Genomic DNA, 17,806 nt, shown 5'->3' with positions numbered 1-17,806 from the left:
AGGAGCACAGTGGATGTTCAGCCCAGCCAATCAAACGCACTTCTGTTTGACCATCGACGGTTTTGCGCATGAGGTTCAAGTGCTCGCATTCACCGGGGAAGAGGCGATCAGCAAGCCTTACTTTTTCAAGGTGGAGTGTGTGAGTGAACGACCCGACCTGGAACTGCAAAGCCTGGTCGACAGGGAGGCCTTCCTGGCTTTCGATGGCCACGGCCATGGCATTCACGGGCGCATCTATCACATCGCCCAATGTGCGGACACCCAGTGCTACAACCTGGCCCTGGTTCCGCACCTGTCCTACTTGCGCCACCGTACCAACCAGAGGATCTATCAGCAGTTTTCGGTGCCGGCCATCGTTGCCCTGATTCTCGAAGAACACGGGATTCTGGGCGATGCCTACCGCTTCGAGTTGGGCTCGACCTACCCCGAGCGTGATTGCTGTACCCAGTTTGGTGAAACGGATTTGCACTTCATCCAGCGCTTGTGTGAGGAGGAGGGGATTCACTTTCACTTCCAGCACAGTGCTCAAGGTCATGTGCTGGTGTTTGGCGATCATCAGGCGGTGTTTCCCAGGATCGAGCAAGCCACGGCTGTCGCCCCCGAGGGCGACAGCCGGGCCACTGAGCGACTGATCAAGCCCGCCAGGCAGGTCACCCCGCAGGCCGGCGAGCACCGCCGCGCGGCCTACCGTCCGCTTGAAAGCCAAGGTCAGCAAACCGGGCTAGCCAGTGGCCATGTTGTGGAAATCCCCGGCCCGCCGGGCCAGGAGCGCCATGAGCCATGGCTACTGACTCGGGTCATCCATGAAGGCAGACAGCCACAGGTATTGAATGAGTCCGCCAGTGGCGACCCGGCTGACGATGACCGGCATCCGGGTTACTGCAATCGCTTCATGCTTGTGCCGGGGGATGCGCTCTATCGTCCGCCTTTGGCTCACGAGAAACCGCAGGTGCCCAGCCAGACTGCGCTGGTTATTGCCATGGAAGATGAAGCGCTGCGCACTGATGGGCGCTGCGCGAGGCTCAAGGTCAAGTTTCCCTGGGATCGGGAAGGTCGGTTTGACGACAAAAGCAGCTGTTGGCTAGGGGGCGCTGCCAATTGGCAGTGTGAATTGACGCCACTGCGAACGGGCGTGGAAGTCAGGGTCACCTTTCTTGAAAGCGACCCCGATCAACCGTTGATCAGCGGTTGCCTGTGCTGTCAGTGATTCGATGCTGAGCCTGCCTTGCTCGTTCATACGCAGCGCAACTGACGGGTTTTTGCGGCGGCTTGACGGACCTGTGGTCAACGAAGACGAGCTGGCCGCCAGCGTTTACCGCGCCGTCGCTGTTTTCAGTTGCCACGGTTTGAAACTCAGCCACAGCAACACCCCAGGTACCTGCAAGGCAATCATCACGCCCAGCGACCACTGGTAAGCCTCCACCGGATGCCCTTGTCCATTGGCCGGCCACAGGTTCAGGATCTCTCCCATCAACCATTGCAAGGCGAACGCCAGCACGAACACCACCAGGTTGAACGACGAGCTGACCCGCCCGGCCAGTTCAGGCGATACCGACTGAGCTACGATCGCGTAGTTCATGGTGGTGGAGGTGCCGAAGAAGCTGAACCCCATGGCAATCAGCAGCGGCGACACCGGCAGTCCGCTGATCATCAGCGATTGAAACACGATGAAGATCGCAACCCCGGCGCCGCACACCATGATCGGCTGCACACCAAAGCGGCGCAGGTAGTCGGTGATCGAGCCGAAGGCCAGCGAGCCTGCCACCATCGCCACGGTGCCCCAGAGCAAGGTATTGGCCATGCTCGACTCACTGAGCTGGGCGACATCGCGCAGCCACGGTCCCATCCACAGCGACAGCACCGACATGTAGATCGCATGGGCAAACACCGAGTACAACGCCAGTCGCCAGAATACCCACGAGGAGTAAAGCGTCCCCACGGCCTTGGACATTTCGGCCAGAGTGGTGTGCTTGGGTTTGTAGGTGCGCGGCACGCTCAGGTGAATGACCACGCTGACGAACAGAGTCAACAGCGCCAGAATCAAGAACGCTTCACGCCATGAGATCCACTTGAGCAGTTCATGCAGCGGCGTGGTGGACGCCATGGCGCCCAGGCCGCCTACCGACAACAGGCACGCCGTACTCAGCGGCAGGCGCTCGACCGGCAGCCAGATGGTGCACGCCTTGATCGCACTCATCAGCGAACCGGCAACCCCCAGGCCGATCAGGCCGCGACCGATGATCAGACCCAGCTCGGTGTGGGAGAAGCTGAAAATCAGCGAGCCCAATACCGCGAACAACAGCATGGGGGCCTGCACGCTGCGCGGACCGTAGCGGTCGAGCATGACGCCGAGCGGAATCTGCGCCGCGGCGAAGGTCAGAAAGTACACGCCGGTCAGCAGGCCCATGCTGCTGGCGGGCAGGTGCAGTTCCTGCTCCAGGTCCACATAGATCAAAGCGTTGACCGTGCGAAACAGGTACGAGACGAAATGGCCGAGGCCAAAGGGAATGAATATGGTCAAAAACAGGTACACAAAGGTGTGCTTTATTTCCTGGTCGGCCTTGGCGCAAGAGGCTGCATTTTCTTTACTCATGTCGCAAGAGCCTCGCATGGGGAAAAGGTTGTGCGTATTTCACAGCAGAAACGCCCTCGTGCCTCTTCAAGCCAAAGTTCATCGGGGCACGGTCGCATTTCCGAGAACTTGACGTGGCCTGCGTTCTTCAGCGCATTGCTGATGCCGTCGAAGGACAAAGGGTTGTCGAAGTCGAGGAACAGCGGTTTGGGTTCGGTATCGATCTTGACGAAGGCATAGCGGGGCAAACCGTGAGCGCCAGCCCAGGCACGCCATTGCAGGGTGTGTTCAAGCTCGTCGATCGAGCCCTTCGGTTCCGGCAGGCGATCGCGGGCAAATAGCCAGGAAGCGCGCTTGTAGAGGGTCCGGCCCAACCAGATACGGCGGTGATCGTGTTTGGCCACGGCGCTGCCGGCCAGGGCGAAGCCCAGCCGATGCAAGGGCGTGGAGTACACGCACAGCAAGTCTTCGCTGAACTGACCCAGGGCGTCGACCACTTGCAGACGACCGTTCACCCGCAGCACTTTTGCCCTGCCAGCGGCAAACTGCTGGTGCGCTGCGACACAACCGCCGCCAGACGGCAGCACCAATTGCAGGTAGGAGGGCTGCAGTGGCCAGTCGATGTGGGAGCGCTGATAGCTCTCGGGCGAGTCAGCCAGTACCAGGCGAGGGCGTTGGAAAATCGCCTCCACCTGTTGGTTTATCTGCGTATTGAAGGGGCCGAACGGGGCGGCAACGGGCTGGCTCAGCGTATGAACTGCCGGGTGCACTTCACCGACGATGATTTCGTAGTCGCCGCGATTGAAAGCCTCGACCGAGGCGCTGGAGAGCAGGATATCCGGAGAGTGAAAGTCGCTGCCGAACACCTCGAAGCCTTCGACATCCAGACGGCTGTTCAGCAGGCTGATCAGGCGTTCGACGTCCGCAGCACACAGACGCACTTCGGCATGCCCCGGGAAGTCCTGCAGCAGTTGCGCCCAAGCGCTTTCCAGGCGCTGATCGAGGTCGCCGATGATGCGCGCCTCAAGTGCAGGCAACAGAGGGGCAAGGGTGTTGAGCAGGTCGAGAAAATCAACCGGTTTGCCGGGGTTGGCCACCTGGCGCTGCTCCCAGACCTCAATGAAGGCCTGATTGAGCTGGTGCGCGATGGCTTTGATCAGCCACTGATTGATGCGCATCAGCGGCGCCAGTTCTTGGTTGACTTGGTCGAGCATGGCTTGCCCAAGGCTGATGTTCATGTTTCTCGAACAATCTTCGTACAGCGGGTAACGGCCGACATACATGGCGCCGGTTTCTCGGCTGAGGTCGACCCCGGCCTCGCCAAGCAGTTGGTTCAAGCGCTCCAGGCATTCGGTCCGACGCATCAGGTCGCCGTGGGCATAGTCATGGCGCAAGCCCTCCAGCGCTTCAAGGCGCGATTGCCAGAGCTGGTTGAACGGGTCGGATACCCCCGCGTTGGCCAAACAGCGTTGCAGCTGCACGATGGGGTGACGCTCACGGGGCGACATTTGCCAGCCCCGGCGCACGATACGTTTGCTCACCAGGTGCTCCAGCAGATCGCGCAATGTGCCAGCCGCGTCTTGCGGGCAGTCGTTCAATATCCCCGCGTAAGTGGCGGCTCGATCCTGGTGCTCGCTGATGTACTGCAGTACCTGGGCGGTTTGCGGGTTGAGGCGCTGGCTTTTGCCAATCGGCATGAACAGGGTCTGTTCGTGCAGGTAGCAACCGGTATTGAGCTGCAAGGGCATACGGTCGGTGTCTGGGCATTGCTGGTTGATCTGTTCGACCAACCGCTGTACCACCCAATTCTCGAAGAAGGTGTGGCGATCCTTGATCCACGCCGTGTCATCCTGGGTCAGATGCACATTGGCTGTCTGCCGGGTATCGAACCGGCCCCAGGCCAAAGGTCCGAAAAAACTGGAGGTATCGTTCTTGGCGCAGAAACGTTGCGCGTAACTCCAGCCCAAGCGCAGCTTCTGCTTTTTGCGGGTGTCGTTCCTGCTGTGCCGATCCCTGATCAGCTCACGGATGCGTGTCAACGCCGACGGGTTGGAGATGAACAAGGCCTCGGCCACCGCATCGTCATCCAGGAAGTCGATCAGTCCTTGGCGGGCGCTTTCCAGATAGGCGTCATATTCACGGGCGGCTTCTTCAGGCGCTGACGTTCGCGCGAGCAAAGCATTCCAGTGTTGCAAAGCCTCACCGAGAGGTTCGCGCAGTACTTCTGGCAGATCGGTGGGTTGCAGGGCCTGGTTCTCGTTGAGTTTGCGGATGAATTTGCGGCAGGCCTGGGGCGAATGCGCGTTGGCCTTTTCAAGTAGCGTCGCCTTCAGCGTCTGCAAGGAGCGGAAGTCTTGCTCGAAGGCGCGGCACGCCGGCAGGTCGGCGAATCGGCCCAGATCCGTCAAGTGATGAATGGGGAAGCCGGTCGAGCGCAGCCAGAAGTACTGTGAGCTTTCCATGGTCTAGGCCGGCATCCTGATGGCGTTGAGTCGATGCAGCTTATCGAGCAGTGCCAAGTCTTCACCGCTGGGTTGTGCGGCGCTGGAACCCAGTATCTGCATCAAGCTGACGAGTGACTGTGGTTGCTCCAGGCAGTGATAGAGGTACGCAGCGCGCGGGCTGATCAGGGTGAATTTGTGGCGCGCCTCAGGGCTGGGCAAATACACCAAGATGTGCTCGCAGGCTTCCTCCGGTCTGCTACGCCCGAGTAGGCTTTTATCACGCAACCAGTGCGACAGCGCATAGCGGCTCTGGTAAATGCGTGCACCGTCGGTGCGTTGATAAGTGCCCGGCACTGCGGCACTGGTTTCCACCAGCCCGATGTAGAGGCGCACAGATTCGCGCTCAAGGCCCATCAGGTCGCGAATCTGCGGGTAGTCGGCAAGTTCCTGGCGCTCGAGCAGAAAGCCCAATGCCGCGTCGCAATAGCCATACACTCTTGGCCCGTAGTCGAACCACTCTTGTTGGCGCAGGAATGCCTTGGACAGTGCCGGCAGGTCCAGGCCGATATTGAGCAGCGCGCGCAGCGTCAATGGCGCGCCGGTTTCCAGCGCATTGATAAAGGAATTGACCAAGCGGAACTGATAGTTTTCGACGAACCATTTCACTCGTTCAAACTGACTGCCATAGGCCTGCAGAATCACCCGCTCGTTATCAGGAAAGTGTTCCAGCCATTGAGTCGCGCCTTGAGCTTCGAACAACTGCTGCTGCAGTGTTTCATCGCGTAGCAGGCGTCGCCACAGCTTCCAGACCTGCTCAGCATCCATGCGTCAGCTCCTGTGCCGCTTTTGTGTAGTGATTCCAGATGTTCTGTGCGCGCCGCACATCGGTGACGATCATGTGTTCGTCGTTGGCGTCCATCACGCGAGTCAGTGCGTGGTGAGCCTGCCCCTGGTATTCGAGGATGATCGCCGAGGGTTGGCAGCGGGACATGAGTTCCTGGTACAGATCCCAAACAGGTTCGGGCACACACGAGTCATGCCAGTCGTGGTAGAGCCCCTCATGCCAGCTGCCACCTGCCAGATGCACAGAGATCACCTTGTCCAACGGCAAGGTGTCGAGGTAGTCGCGCAAGTCGAAGTCTTTCAGGTTCAAGTGGTTGGTGTAGATGTTGTGCAAGTCCAGATGCAAGAAGGTGCCGGACTGCTGCACGAGACGGGCCAGGAACTCGGCTTCGCGCATTTCTGCACCCGGGCACTGCAAGTAATAGGCGGCGTTTTCATGGGCCAGTGGCATCCCATAATGTGCCTGCAAAGCCTTCGCGCGTTCGGCGCAGCGCAGAACCTCTGCATTGGAAAACTGCAGCGGGCTGCTCCAGATATCCAGCCAGGAGTTGTCGCCATAAAAACAATGGTTGGCGACCCATGGGCTGTTGAGCATCTTGGCCAGGGGCACATGGCGTTGCACAGCGGCGGTTTCTTCAAGAGGGCTGAAACCAAAGTCGCAACCGTAGTTGGAATGCGCCAGCAAGGTGAATTTCTCAGACAGCCGATTGATCATCGCCTGGGCCGCGGGCTTGATGATCTGGGGGCCGTCCATAGGGGCCATGATGTTGTCGAGCAGTATTTCCAGCACATCGACTTCGATGTCCTCAAATGGAAACCAGTCGAGGATCTCGGGGTTGTACTGGATACCCACACCAATCGGTTCGGGCTTAACGAAGTGAGCCATGTGGTTGCCCAGTTTGAGGAAGGGAAGGCTTCCTCGACGTCAAGCCGAGGAAGCTCGGAGCGATCAGGCGAACACTTTGCTTTCGATGATTTCGATATCGTCGAGGTCGAACTCCTCGAACGGTGCATCGGTAAGGGCTTGCGGCGCGACGTCGGCCGGGGCGGTTGTGGTGGTGGCTTCATCCATGGCGGCAATCGCCGGAGTCACTGTAGGTTGAGTCATGACACTGTCCTTATGGGTGGTTGAAAAGGCGAATCAGGGTGGCTGCGATGAAGCTCCAGGCGATGACCCAGCCCAGGCAGGTCAACAGGAATGTGCCCCAGTAGAGCCTGCGCAATGCAGGAGAAACCGTTTCCTGCGGCGCGCTGCGCCAATGGCGCTTTACATAGTTGAAAGCACGCTGGCGCAGGCGTGGTTGCCCCAGCACTTCGGTAATCGCCAGGTAGGTGTCGCCATTGAAGATGGGCAGCAGGGTGGGGATGAGGGAAATGCACGAAGCCACGATCATCACCACGAAAAGGGCGGGCAAAACCCCTTGGGTGTCACGGAACATCGCCCACAGGGCAATGCCCACTCCCGCATACAGAAGGCTGACCAAGGGGCCTGCCAGAATGGTGATCACCCGTTGGTTCAGCGGTAGCTGCGACCATTGTGTCTGCACCGGACGTACCCAACCGGTGGCGAGCAACAAGTAGATGCCGATCCCGAAATCGTTGACCTTGACCCCATAGTGACGACAGGCCATCGCATGCCCCAGTTCGTGAAGGGCGATGGAGGTCAGGATCACCGGGAAGTGCCAGAGCAGCCAGCGGTAACTCTGGATATAGGTGGCGCTGGCATCGGCCATGAAGCTGTCCAAGTGCGCGCCCAGGTACACGAAGCTCAACAGGGACAAGGCCAGCAGCGGCAAAATGAATGCCGCGCGGCAGCACCAGGGCGCCAACCGGTAAAGACGATCAAGCAATGGCTGCGGGTTGGTTTTAACCAGGTTAATCAGCAAATGCTCTTTCAGCGGGCCATAGGTTATGCCCGTGGCGGGATCGCGCAGGTCCTTTTTATGATCCGTTTGCTCGCTGCTCAGCAGTTTCAGGTTGAGCAGTTTGCGCTCGAACTGCGCAAGCTTCTCGGGGCTGACCTTGATTCGATGCTGCGCCAGGGCGGCGTCGACAATCTCTTGCAGGTTTCGCTGGCCATCGAAGAGCAAGGCAAGTGAGTACTCGGCCTGGCCCAGTTCAAAACCGATATCACTACGGGGGTCGTAGAGGTTGTAGCGCCGGGTGACCGCGTCTGCTGGCGGTGGTGTCACGACCAGATCATCCCTGAAGCAGGAATGGACGCGGGCACTCGACTTTTCGAGGGCATAGGCCGAGGCACTCATGTGCGGGGTCGCATCGAGTGCAGGCTTGGCATGTAGGACTCCTGCAGTGCCTTGCGGCCCTGAGCCTTGATGCTTTCGAGGTGCTCGGTGGCAGGCTGGGCACAGGCTCGCCCCAGCACGAACACCGCCCCCGGTCGGGTCGGCCCGCACACGGGCTCATGGGTAGTCTGGATCGGCTCCCAACCATGCCGGTACATCAGGTGCTCGATACTGCTGGCACTCAAGTAGCGGCGATGGTTATGGGTTAGAAACCCTTGTTTGATGCCATAACCCAACGCGCGACCTTCAATCAGCAGCAATCCATCCTCGGCACTGGCCTGCCGGCAAAGCTGCATGACCTGGTTGACGTCATGCACATGCTCCAGCGAACCGTTGATGATGATCAGGTTGTAATCACCCGTGGGGCTCATGTGTTCGGCGCCCACCAGGTCGATGTCCAGGCCGATATTCTTGCCGTATTCGACGTAGGCCCGGTCAGGGTCATTGCCTCTGACTGTCCAGCCGCGCTTGGCAAAAGGAATCATCAGGCCGCCGGCGGAGCAACCGACGTCAAGCATTTTGCCTTTGGCGGGAAGCACATCTTGCAGGTGCTGATACAGGTGTTCGCCACGGCGTACCTGGTCCAGAAAGAAGGCGCGCTCCGGCTCCGTATTGCCGAACAAACTCAGGCGGTAGAACTTGTCGTAGTAAGCGCTGTAGAAGGCTTCGTCGAAGCGGTATTGCTGGAAAATATGCCCACAATCCTGGCAGCCGAGCACTGGCAATGCCACCGCCTGGTCACCGGGGCCCTGGACACTTTCCAGCAACACCCGATGATCTTTGGAATTGCAAAGTTCACAATCCATTTTCTGCGCACGAAAGGTTTCAGGCATTTGCAATAGTTGCAAATACTGTTGTTCTATAGTTGTACTCACAATGAAGCTCCATTCACTTAATGCAGAAGAAGCCTTCAAAGCAAATATATTTGAAAATACTGGTTATATCCTTGAAGCCGGCGCGGGATAACATGTCGATATTGCCGGCCGTGGAAAAAGGCTCAAGGACACCTTTTAAACTTCTGGTCTTCGCCAGGATTTCATCGGCGTTATAACCTTGGTCGCGCTTATAATCTACATACAGGCTGCTGAGGATATCTTGAAAGCGTGCGTCTGGGCCGCGTACTTTTTCAAACATGATAAAAGCACCGCCCCAGTTCAAGGTCTCGTAGATACGATCGAACAAGGCTTGGCGAATGCGCGGGTGCACGAACTGAATAGTGTAATAAGCAACTATCAGATCACTTTTTTCATAGGGAAAGGTCAGGATGTCGTCGGTAACGAAGCTGACGTTGTGCTGCGGCGACGCGCTCAAGAGCTCATTCGCCTTGCGCGTCATGGCCTCTTCCACATCAATGCCCACCCACTTCACCGAGGCGCAGTGGCGCTGTGCAAGTTGTCGAGTGAGGGTGCCGGTGGAACTACCCAGTTCGTAGCAGGTGCTATCGCTCTTTACAAAAAAGTCGCTGAGCGACAGCACGATGTTATGCCCGTCCTTATATTTAGGTACGGACTTCGAAACATGGGAGTCAAAGTGTTGCGGAGTACTGCCTCCGAAACTCCATGAGGCATTACTCGACTCTACGCCGTCACCGACGGTTTCGTAGAGAGTGGCAGGCGAGGTAATTAGGGAAGACATGTATGTCACATCCTTGTCCGATACCAATGGGGGTGTACTAGTACAACGAGAATCCTTTCTCTCGGACAGGAGAGTATCCAGTCTTAGTTAACGTGTCATCATTTTTTTTTTGCGAACAATAAAGGTGCGATCGCACCAAAAAGGTGCGAGAAATCGCTGTTGAGAATAGTCCGCAGTACACATCGATTGTTGATGTTCTCGGTACTTGAGGTTGCACTGTTTGAGGCGGTGGATCTTGCATCGCCTTGAAGGCGCATCAAGCCGCAAGGCAGAGGGCTCGGACCGCGCTCGACAGTGATGCGTTGTTTGACATCATCGGCCTGATTCCCGGTATCGATCTTGAGGCCAGGTCTTCTTCATGACTGTTTGGCAGCGTAGGTCTCGCCAGTCAGCAGCAGGACGCCTTCTTTTGAGCTGACGCGGGTGATGCTGTTGATCACGACATTAAGGCCGCTTGAATGCGGGAACAGCGACAACAACAACTCGAAATACAGGTAGTCCTGGACCAGGCGCGCCGCCAGATCGGGATGATCTTGCAAGAGCGCCCTGAAGCTTGGGTAGCCCAGCTGTGCCAGCTGCGGAATGTCGACAAAACCCTGGTCGATATCGTCGGTTTTGCATTCGGCGGCAAAGGTGTCGGCGCAGTCAAGAAAGCATTGCGGCAGATCGCGGTGGTGGATGCGCAGTTCATAGGGCGTTGCTGGGATCGTCAGCGCCTCGCCGAAGCCCAGGCTGCGATAGCCGATGGTTTTTGGGTCGATGAGTTGGTCGGCCGAGGTGAATTTCATGGGGATTGGCGCCTGATGGTCCACGTCGGCTGTGCCGGTTCTATTGGCCAGTTGTTCGGGAGTGAAGTGAGTGTCATCCATGATTTGCAATCGTCAGAGAAGCCGGGAAGGGACTGTACTGTGTCCGATGTATAGTGGCGAGCGGCAGTTAACGGATGCTGCGCCCATGACTGATCGGAACGATACGGATGTTTGATGAACTGATCTTTACCTGTGAAATGCCTGCAAAAGATGATGCCTATGTCGGTGGCGGGGCCTGTCTGCCGACTGATCTGGCATGGCCCTGTTCGCCTGATGGCGTGCCGCTGACACACCTCATGGCCTTTCCTGGAAGTTGGTTTTCAGAGGCCTTGATTGATGGGGTGTATTGGGTTTCGGTTTTTATGCCTTATCAGCTGGGTGACGTGGCTCACTATCGAAAGCTGCGCGCCATTGACGGTCGTTCGCAAGCAATTGTCATGGGCTATGTTCGAGCCGGTTCCGAGCGGAATGAGGCGGTTCAGCCGATTTCAGATCGCGGGACAGTGCGGCTGGGGATGAACGCCGACGTGGACGATGATGAAAACCTGGCCTCGAAGTTGGATGGCGTGGACGCTTGGCTGCAGGCGCCTGTTTCAGCGGGGGCAGGGCGCAGAAGGGTATCCATTTATGGGGGCGATCTGGATAGAGCGCTGCCTGAGCACAAAGGCGTGCTTTCGGATGGCATGGGGTATCTGTTTCTGGATGAGGACTTTTCAGAGAGGACAGGCGCGGGGATTGGTCGGTTCTTTTTGCAGTTGGGGTAGGGCGATAGGGCGCTATCGAAAGCGGAGGCCAGGCCAGCGATCTTCGCTGAAAGGGCGTTTAATGCCAGTTGAGAGGCTTCTAGATAGACGGAGAGAGCCAATACTCTATCCCTGGTCGGAGCCTTACCTAAGTGTCTGTGGCCCTGGCAGTTACCCGTCTGGATTCAGCTGTGTCGGCGCTTTGTCGTTTGGGGGCTAATCGCTTTCGGCCAGGAGCGGTCATTGGCGGACTTTGCCCCCCCTCGCCTGAAATTATGCGCTGCCATGATGCTATAGGCATGTAAATGTATTGGAGCAAACACAATTGCCTTTACCGTATTCATTACTACGTCATTCAGCTTCTGAACTTGCCAGATTGATTCAACGGCGCGAGCTCTCCTCCACATCCATTGTGTCCACCTACCTGGCACGTATCGAAGCGCTTAACCCATCACTCAACGCCTTGGTGCAGGTATGTGGCGAGGCTGCGTTGGCACGCGCCTGGGAGGCCGATCGTGCAGTTGCCCAAGGTGAGTATTGGGGAGCGCTGCATGGCGTCCCCTTCACCGTTAAAGATGTTATGGATACTCGCGGTGTGGTGTCAGCAGTCGGCTTGGTCGATCGGGCTCGATACGTACCCGAGCAGGACGCTGTAGTGGTTAGGCGCATGAAAGCTGCCGGCGCGATCTTGCTTGGCAAAAGCAATTGCCCACCCGGGGGCGGCGGGGGCGTCACTGATAACCCCGTATATGGTGCTACGCGTAATCCGCATTCTCTATCCCACAGCCCAGGAGGCAGCAGCGGTGGCGAAGCTGCTGCGATCGCCGCCGGCCTTTCACCATTGGGATTAGGCAGTGATTCCGGCGGTAGCTTGCGTGTGCCTGCGCATTTTTGCGGTATCAGTACGTTGAAACCCACCAGTGGCCGTGTACCCAACACCGGTGTATTCGACCATCTTGGCGGGCTCAGCGACTACCGCAGCCAGATTGGCCCAATGGCCCGACATGTCGAGGATCTGGCTTTGGTGCTGCAATTGATCGCCGGTGAGGACGGTCGGGACGCCGGCGTGATACCGATGCCGCTCTGCGCCATGAGTACTGTCGAACTACGCGGATTGCGAGTGGCTTGGTACGGCGAGGGCGGCATTGCACCTATTGACGACATCACGCAGACGACTCTGCAGTCGGTGGCCGAGATATTGAAGGAGGCAGGTGCCGTGCTCTCTTCGGCGTTCCCGGAGGCATTGGCCAATTCCAGAGCCATTACCGAACGCTATTGGGCCATGAGCAAAGGCTCCGGGGCGGAGTTAGTACAGTTGTTGGCAGACTGGGATCAATTTCGCAGTGCAATGCTGGGGTTCATGGAGGGCTACGACATCATTCTCTGTCCTGTCGACGCCGCACCGGCGCCGTGCGTGGGAGAGGCACGGCCTACCCTGTTCAGTCACACGTTGCCCTACAGTTTGGCAGGTTGGCCCAGCGTGGTAATTCGTGCCGGTACTAGCGATACGGGTTTGCCGGTGGGGGTGCAGATCGTCGCGCGACCTTGGCACGAGCATGTTGCTTTGGCTGCAGCAGTAGCAGTTGAGAAAGCGCTCCCATTCACGCTTTGAATCGCCACCGGTCATTGGCAAAAACCTGAGCCGAAAATGCACGCAGGTTTATTTTTAATACATGAGCCGCTTCATATCACGGCCAAAAGCACCTGAAAAAGATCCATTTGGTTGGCTGCTATCGCTCCACAAAAGCAGCCCATCAGCTAGAAAAATAAGGCGCACTGCGCCTCTTGCGCCCGCAAACGCAGGATCAGGCCCGAGGTGAACTCAATCACCAGATGATGATCCGCAGGGAACTGGTCCGAGAGGTAGAAGGTCTCGGTGGCGGCGCCGGCTTCCACCACGCCTATGGCATGCACGCAGCCCAGGTCGCTCTCGAAGGCGTTCATCTCCCTGGCATCGGCGCAGAAGTAGCTCAGTTGACTGAAGCTGAGAATGATCTGGCGTGCCTCTTCGACGGGCACCCAGTCTTGCTGCAGACGGTTGAAGGTCAGTGTCAGCGAGCCTTTCAGGACGTCGTGTCGGATAGCCTCGGCGTTGTAGAAGTTATGCAGATCGTAGGCGCGTCCCTGCACTTCGACTTCGATATGGCCCAGGAGGAAGTTGTGACAGTGCATAGGGTGGCTTGATCTCTTGATGGAGGGCGGGTGAACGGGCCGGTATGAGATGGCAGTGTTGTTGGCACGGCGACGCGGTTAGCCGAGTCGGAGGGCGGTTTTTTGTGTTGTACTTGCCGGGCGAAGTTGAGCATTTGACAACGGGTTCAAGTCGTTCGCGTCGCTCACCGAGATGGGTTAAAACCCGTCCCTTAACCAAGCGTCAAATGGCAAATTAAAGTCGGTAGCATGGCCGAAAATAAATGAAATTCAATGACGGTGACAGGGTAAAAGTTAAGCCCCACGTGTGGTGGCCGAATGGCGGGGTTGGAGTGGTTTCGTTACCTCCAGAATATGTAAAGGAAGCCTTAGGTGGTGAAGTGGAGTTATCTAGCACTCAACGAACTATGGCTGGAAAAGACAGGATTATTACCAGTGTATGGATTGATTTTGCCGAGCCGGCAATGGATTGCAGTAATGACGGCCCTTACCTCGGTGGCGAGGTTCTCTTGGAATATTTGGAACATGTATAGGGTAGGGTTTAAAAAGTGAGCCTGTCTGAAAGCTATGCTTTTTTGTGCTAGAAAATACTCATGCGAAAAAATAATTAAAGTTGCAGAAGATGTAAAGGTGTTGAAGGACTAAAAATCCAGCAGGTTTGATAAGTTTTTTTGTGATTGAGTGGTTGTGATCGCTCACGAGGGAAAGGCTGAAACTCATCTCAGATTCAAGCGTTAGGTCACATTGTGGGGTTTGGGAATTTATAAAAGTATTTGAGGTCAATGAGGTGGTCAGTTTTACCTTGGGTGGAGGGACTTGAAGTGAAATGGCGAATAAAGTAACTCAAGAGTCCTATATTTTGCCGAGTGGCATATTGTTTGTGGGTGCTGGTCATTCGAGTTTTCATCGATGCATCGTTTTTAGTGCGCAATTAATGCATGTTTTTAATAGAATTAGTTGAGGAGGGTTGTTAGAGGTTTCTGCGGTTATATTGGCCAGGGATACTGAGGTGTCTAATATTTTAGGAAGGTGGTACGTGCTGTTTCTAATCAACTTCTGACTGTATGAAGTGTGTGCATAGCGATAGCTTTCCAGCTGATTCAGCTTTGTTGAGAGGTACATGATAAATATCCAAGAGTAGTTGTTCGCAGTATTTTGCTTGGCGATTTGGCATCTCAAGAAAAGTCCAGTAAACGAGCATTTCTTCCGAAAAGTCCTTTGTCTTCCAGTGTGCCAGCAGTCTCCTGGCTATCTGCCCCTTTCCGACATACAGCGCTCTCATGTGGAAAGTATTGTGAATATCACAATAATCATCCTTATGCCATAGCACGTAAATGCCAAACGCATCCTTAGTTATCCATTCGTTGAGAAGGTGTAGATCGCTTATTGTTTTGTCAGTATACCAGCCGATATTGGAGTGGCATACATCATGTAGGCGCCAAATGAAAAGTGTCTCCGCCTCAATGGATGCATCAAAATAGGGTGGTGCTTCCAAACATTCGCAAGAACAACTTGAGTAGCAGGGCATTAATTGAATCCTGAAGATTGAACTAGCAGAGGGTGCTGGTTTCTGTGCTCTGTCGTGGTTTGAAGTATAAACATTAGAATGGTAATTCTGGCACCTATTAATCTGTCTAGCATATAGTCTAATTGCCTGTACTTGGCCGAATGTGTTTGAAACGCTCCGCGCCGCCCAGCAGCGCGGAGCACAACGCGTCAGGCTTGAAGGCGCCAGCCCATCACTCCCAACAGGTCGCAACTGTCACGCAGCAGAATCGCCGCTGCGTTGGAGATATGTCGCAGATCGGTGTCGTCAGCGTTCTTCAGTTCTGCGCGGGAGAGGCTTTCCAGCAGTTGAGTCACGGCCAGTAAACGTGCGGTGCCGTTGGCATGCAGCACGTCCAATGGTGCGGTCTTGTCGATAAACAGGCAGGGAATCAGGCAGTCGATGCCGGTGATGGGGATGTATTGCTGAGTCATGGGAACCTCCGCTTGTGGGTAAGGGAGCTGTCCTGTCGTCGCCAGTCGAATAGGTGGCAGCTATACGCGGGTTGGCGAGCCGACTCATCCCACAATAATCGGCAGATCCGAGGATCTCCCGCGTACAGCCGCCATGAAAGATCGCCGTGAACATAAAGGGTCCTCGGCAAAGCTTGCAAGCGGAAGTGCCTGTGGGTGAGTTGCCAGGTCGCCAAACCCGGTCGCCATTAGGGCGAGTGGGGACTATGGATGTTGGGTCTTGGGGGGACAAGTCAGACGCGTCTGCAAGTTTTGTAGGATCGCAGAGGTGAACTTGGCGACCTGTGAGCCGGCCAATTTTGCTCGGGGGTTGGGGTACATATCCGTTGCTGCACTCGAGGTCTTGTAGCGCTCCGTTTGACCCGGCTTTTGCATCTGCGTAAAGATTCGCGTCCCCCTCCCACGGCACAGGCACTGGATCTTGAATCACAAACAACTACTGGGTTATCTGCCGCGTGATCTTGTTGATCCAGTGGTGCATGACGTTGCGCGGCTCACGGCGTGGGCGATGCTGGGCGCGAAAAGAAGTGCGCCTGAGGCACTCGCGGCAGGGGTGCTCGCTCCGCTGCTGTTGCGCTGGAATTGTGTGTTGGACGCGCCGGGGGATGAGGTCAGCGAGCATTACAAGGATCTGGTGCGCCTGACCCTGGCCGTGGTGCTGCACCGTCATGGGTTTCAGGATGACGGTTTGACCAAGGCTGCGCTGCAGGCGATCGATCGGCTCAACGACAAGGTGGTTTTGAGCGACACTTTTTATCGCCATCGCGAGGCGATTAAGGCCCTGGTTGTTTCGCCGCCGACAGCGCTGAGTCGGCGTCCCGCCACCGGCAAGAACCAGACCTTCTGGAGGGCGGGTGATGCTGCTTCGGTGCAGATCGGCGAGTGGTTCTACGCGATTTACGTGCAGAGCATCGTCGGTAATCACGAGGCGCCCATTGTCGAGATTTATGATTTCGCCTCGCGCCAGCGGCCCGGGCCAGAAGACATCCGTGAGTGTCAGGCCAAGGGGCAGCGTTATAACGACGGCGTGGAGCGTATCTCGCTGTATGCGGCTTACGGGCTGCGGGATCTGCCAGATCGGGCGAATCAGTTTCAGGTCATTGCCAGTGGCGTGCCGGCTCCTCGTGTCGATCATTTGCAGCCGGCGATCGGTCTGTACGCGGTCAGCGACCACTTCAGGTTGTTGAAGGACATCCAGGCGGTGTTTGGCCACGCCTGAGGTTTCGCTCTTTGTGGTGTCGCTCCGAGGTCTGTCAGGGCTAGCGCTCTGAAGCTCTGGCGCCCTTAGAACGGCTGCGACCGCTTCGTCGGGGTGCCGCCCAGCTCGTTCGCAGCCTGCGGCAGCGGCTACAAAAAACACCTCGACATTCCCCCTCTAGCCGCTGCCGAGCCTTCGGCGAGGCTGCGCCAAGGTCCGCAGGACCTTGCTTGGCACTCTCCCGCCGTACCTCTAGCACCCTTGAAATCCCCGCGTCCCCGCAGGCTGTTTGCCGCCTTGTCGGCAGGGCAGCGCTGGTTTGTGAATGAAGCTTTTATGACAAAAGTTCGGTAGCACATGGCCACGCACGTCTTGGGTATGTAACGCGCTTGAGGGGGCCGCCAGGCCACTTTTTTAAGCCGAGGCGGGACGCCGGGAGTGAGGCTATGGGGACTATGGAACGCTACTCGAAAGTGGGCATGCAGGAGCTGGATCAACGGCTGTCGAAGATCGTCGAGGCGGCGCGCAAGAAGCCGGTGTCGGTCTATCGCTACGGGGCGCCGTGGGTCTGGATCGTGTCCCAGGATGACTGGCAGGGCGCCTTGAAGGAGGTGGCCAGCTATATCCCGCCGGGGCATTCGCTGGTGCTGCTGCGTCCGCAGATCGATGAGTTGCTGGATCAGCACCGCGATCTGCTCCAGGGCCTCAATGCCGAGCCCGGCATGCTCATCGCGCCGCGTACGGTGATGCACATTCTGTTGCTGCAGTTGCTGTATTCGGTGCCCAGCGAGCAGCAGCTGTATGAACAGCTCAGTTACAACCTGTTGTTCCGTTGGTTCGTCGGTCTTGATCTGAACCAGAAGGTCTGGAGCTTCAGTGTCCTGAGTCGCGACATCGCCACGCTGTTGAACAATCCGCGGGCGGTGCAGTTGATCCAGAAAATCATCGGTGAAGTGTTTTGCGGCGCGCTGCTGCAAATGCCCGAGTTCTCGCTGAATTTTGCGCTGTTGCACACCTGGCTGGCGCGCCACGAAAACACCTCGATCAGCAGCAATTGAAGCGGCCAAACGCTGTGCAGACGGCGACGGC

At 57.0% G+C, this 17,806-nt stretch carries 17 protein-coding genes; 6 read left to right on the top strand and 11 right to left on the bottom strand.

The features are described from left to right. Positions 1–13 precede the first annotated feature (13 nt). Positions 14–1,207: a contractile injection system protein, VgrG/Pvc8 family gene (locus ACMGF8_RS21715; protein ID WP_416757065.1), complete on the top strand. Its 1,194-nt coding sequence runs from the start codon at positions 14–16 to the stop codon at positions 1,205–1,207. A gap of 105 nt (positions 1,208–1,312) precedes the next feature. On the opposite strand, the gene ACMGF8_RS21710 is transcribed toward ACMGF8_RS21715, so the two are convergent. The 9 genes from ACMGF8_RS21710 to ACMGF8_RS21670 all read right to left on the bottom strand — a co-directional run bounded on the left by ACMGF8_RS21710 (position 1,313) and on the right by ACMGF8_RS21670 (position 10,666). Further along, positions 1,313–2,593 carry an MFS transporter gene (locus ACMGF8_RS21710; protein ID WP_102863388.1) on the bottom strand — a complete coding sequence of 427 codons (1,281 nt, stop codon included), beginning with the start codon at positions 2,591–2,593 and terminating at the stop codon, positions 1,313–1,315. Then, on the bottom strand, positions 2,590–5,034 hold the full coding sequence (locus tag ACMGF8_RS21705; RefSeq protein ID WP_416757064.1) for a lantibiotic dehydratase: 2,445 nt from the start codon (positions 5,032–5,034) through the stop codon (positions 2,590–2,592). Before ACMGF8_RS21705 ends, ACMGF8_RS21710 begins: the two co-directional genes overlap by 4 nt. A gap of 3 nt (positions 5,035–5,037) precedes the next feature. After that, positions 5,038–5,841 (bottom strand): hypothetical protein, encoded by an 804-nt coding sequence (locus ACMGF8_RS21700; RefSeq protein ID WP_207165957.1) that lies wholly within the window; start codon positions 5,839–5,841, stop codon positions 5,038–5,040. Then, positions 5,831–6,745, bottom strand: coding sequence for a DUF692 domain-containing protein (locus tag ACMGF8_RS21695; RefSeq protein WP_115580162.1), 915 nt, complete (start codon positions 6,743–6,745; stop codon positions 5,831–5,833). Before ACMGF8_RS21695 ends, ACMGF8_RS21700 begins: the two co-directional genes overlap by 11 nt. Before the next feature lie 63 nt (positions 6,746–6,808). Further along, on the bottom strand, positions 6,809–6,967 hold the full coding sequence (locus ACMGF8_RS21690) for a TglA family RiPP precursor (protein ID WP_162884043.1): 159 nt from the start codon (positions 6,965–6,967) through the stop codon (positions 6,809–6,811). Positions 6,968–6,977: 10 nt separating this feature from the next. Next, on the bottom strand, positions 6,978–8,051 hold the full coding sequence (locus ACMGF8_RS21685; protein WP_416757063.1) for a M50 family metallopeptidase: 1,074 nt from the start codon (positions 8,049–8,051) through the stop codon (positions 6,978–6,980). Between the two features lie 68 nt (positions 8,052–8,119). Continuing rightward, on the bottom strand, positions 8,120–8,932 hold the full coding sequence (locus tag ACMGF8_RS21680; protein ID WP_242553860.1) for a class I SAM-dependent methyltransferase: 813 nt from the start codon (positions 8,930–8,932) through the stop codon (positions 8,120–8,122). A gap of 118 nt (positions 8,933–9,050) precedes the next feature. Further along, on the bottom strand, positions 9,051–9,797 hold the full coding sequence (locus ACMGF8_RS21675; RefSeq protein WP_102863393.1) for a methyltransferase domain-containing protein: 747 nt from the start codon (positions 9,795–9,797) through the stop codon (positions 9,051–9,053). A 356-nt stretch (positions 9,798–10,153) separates the two neighbouring features. Further along, complete coding sequence (locus ACMGF8_RS21670) at positions 10,154–10,666, bottom strand: hypothetical protein (RefSeq protein ID WP_416757062.1); 513 nt, start codon at positions 10,664–10,666, stop codon at positions 10,154–10,156. A 107-nt stretch (positions 10,667–10,773) separates the two neighbouring features. On the opposite strand from ACMGF8_RS21670, the gene ACMGF8_RS21665 reads away from it, so the two are divergent. Both ACMGF8_RS21665 and ACMGF8_RS21660 read left to right on the top strand, forming a co-directional pair. Further along, positions 10,774–11,370, top strand: coding sequence for a hypothetical protein (locus tag ACMGF8_RS21665; RefSeq protein ID WP_207165954.1), 597 nt, complete (start codon positions 10,774–10,776; stop codon positions 11,368–11,370). 289 nt (positions 11,371–11,659) lie between these two features. Continuing rightward, entirely contained in the window at positions 11,660–12,961 is a 1,302-nt protein-coding gene (locus tag ACMGF8_RS21660) for an amidase (RefSeq protein WP_207165953.1), read from the top strand. 146 nt (positions 12,962–13,107) lie between these two features. Here ACMGF8_RS21660 and ACMGF8_RS21655 read toward each other — a convergent pair whose 3' ends face one another. Continuing rightward, the gene (locus ACMGF8_RS21655) at positions 13,108–13,521 is read right to left on the bottom strand and encodes a hypothetical protein (RefSeq protein ID WP_115580158.1); all 414 of its coding nucleotides are present in this window, start codon (positions 13,519–13,521) and stop codon (positions 13,108–13,110) included. 242 nt (positions 13,522–13,763) lie between these two features. Here ACMGF8_RS21655 and ACMGF8_RS21650 point away from each other — a divergent pair, with 242 nt between their 5' ends. Continuing rightward, the gene (locus tag ACMGF8_RS21650; RefSeq protein ID WP_207165952.1) at positions 13,764–14,033 is read left to right on the top strand and encodes a hypothetical protein; all 270 of its coding nucleotides are present in this window, start codon (positions 13,764–13,766) and stop codon (positions 14,031–14,033) included. A gap of 1,183 nt (positions 14,034–15,216) precedes the next feature. Here ACMGF8_RS21650 and ACMGF8_RS21645 read toward each other — a convergent pair. Beyond that, a complete protein-coding gene (locus tag ACMGF8_RS21645; protein WP_115580156.1) occupies positions 15,217–15,480 on the bottom strand; it encodes a short-chain dehydrogenase in 264 nt (87 codons plus the stop codon). Positions 15,481–15,940: 460 nt separating this feature from the next. Between ACMGF8_RS21645 and ACMGF8_RS21640 the strand changes: the two genes are divergently transcribed. Together ACMGF8_RS21640 and ACMGF8_RS21635 are read left to right on the top strand one after the other, a co-directional pair. Continuing rightward, a complete protein-coding gene (locus ACMGF8_RS21640) occupies positions 15,941–16,738 on the top strand; it encodes a hypothetical protein (RefSeq protein ID WP_146036413.1) in 798 nt (265 codons plus the stop codon). Between the two features lie 434 nt (positions 16,739–17,172). After that, positions 17,173–17,775, top strand: coding sequence for a transposase (locus ACMGF8_RS21635; protein ID WP_019093945.1), 603 nt, complete (start codon positions 17,173–17,175; stop codon positions 17,773–17,775). Positions 17,776–17,806: the final 31 nt, after the last annotated feature.

Origin of the sequence: Pseudomonas sp. BNK-7 (genome assembly GCF_048072025.1) — a bacterium.
Taxonomy (GTDB): domain Bacteria; phylum Pseudomonadota; class Gammaproteobacteria; order Pseudomonadales; family Pseudomonadaceae; genus Aquipseudomonas; species Aquipseudomonas danubii.
Note: the sequence above shows the minus strand (reverse complement) of the source record. Positions and strands in the feature narration are given on the sequence as shown.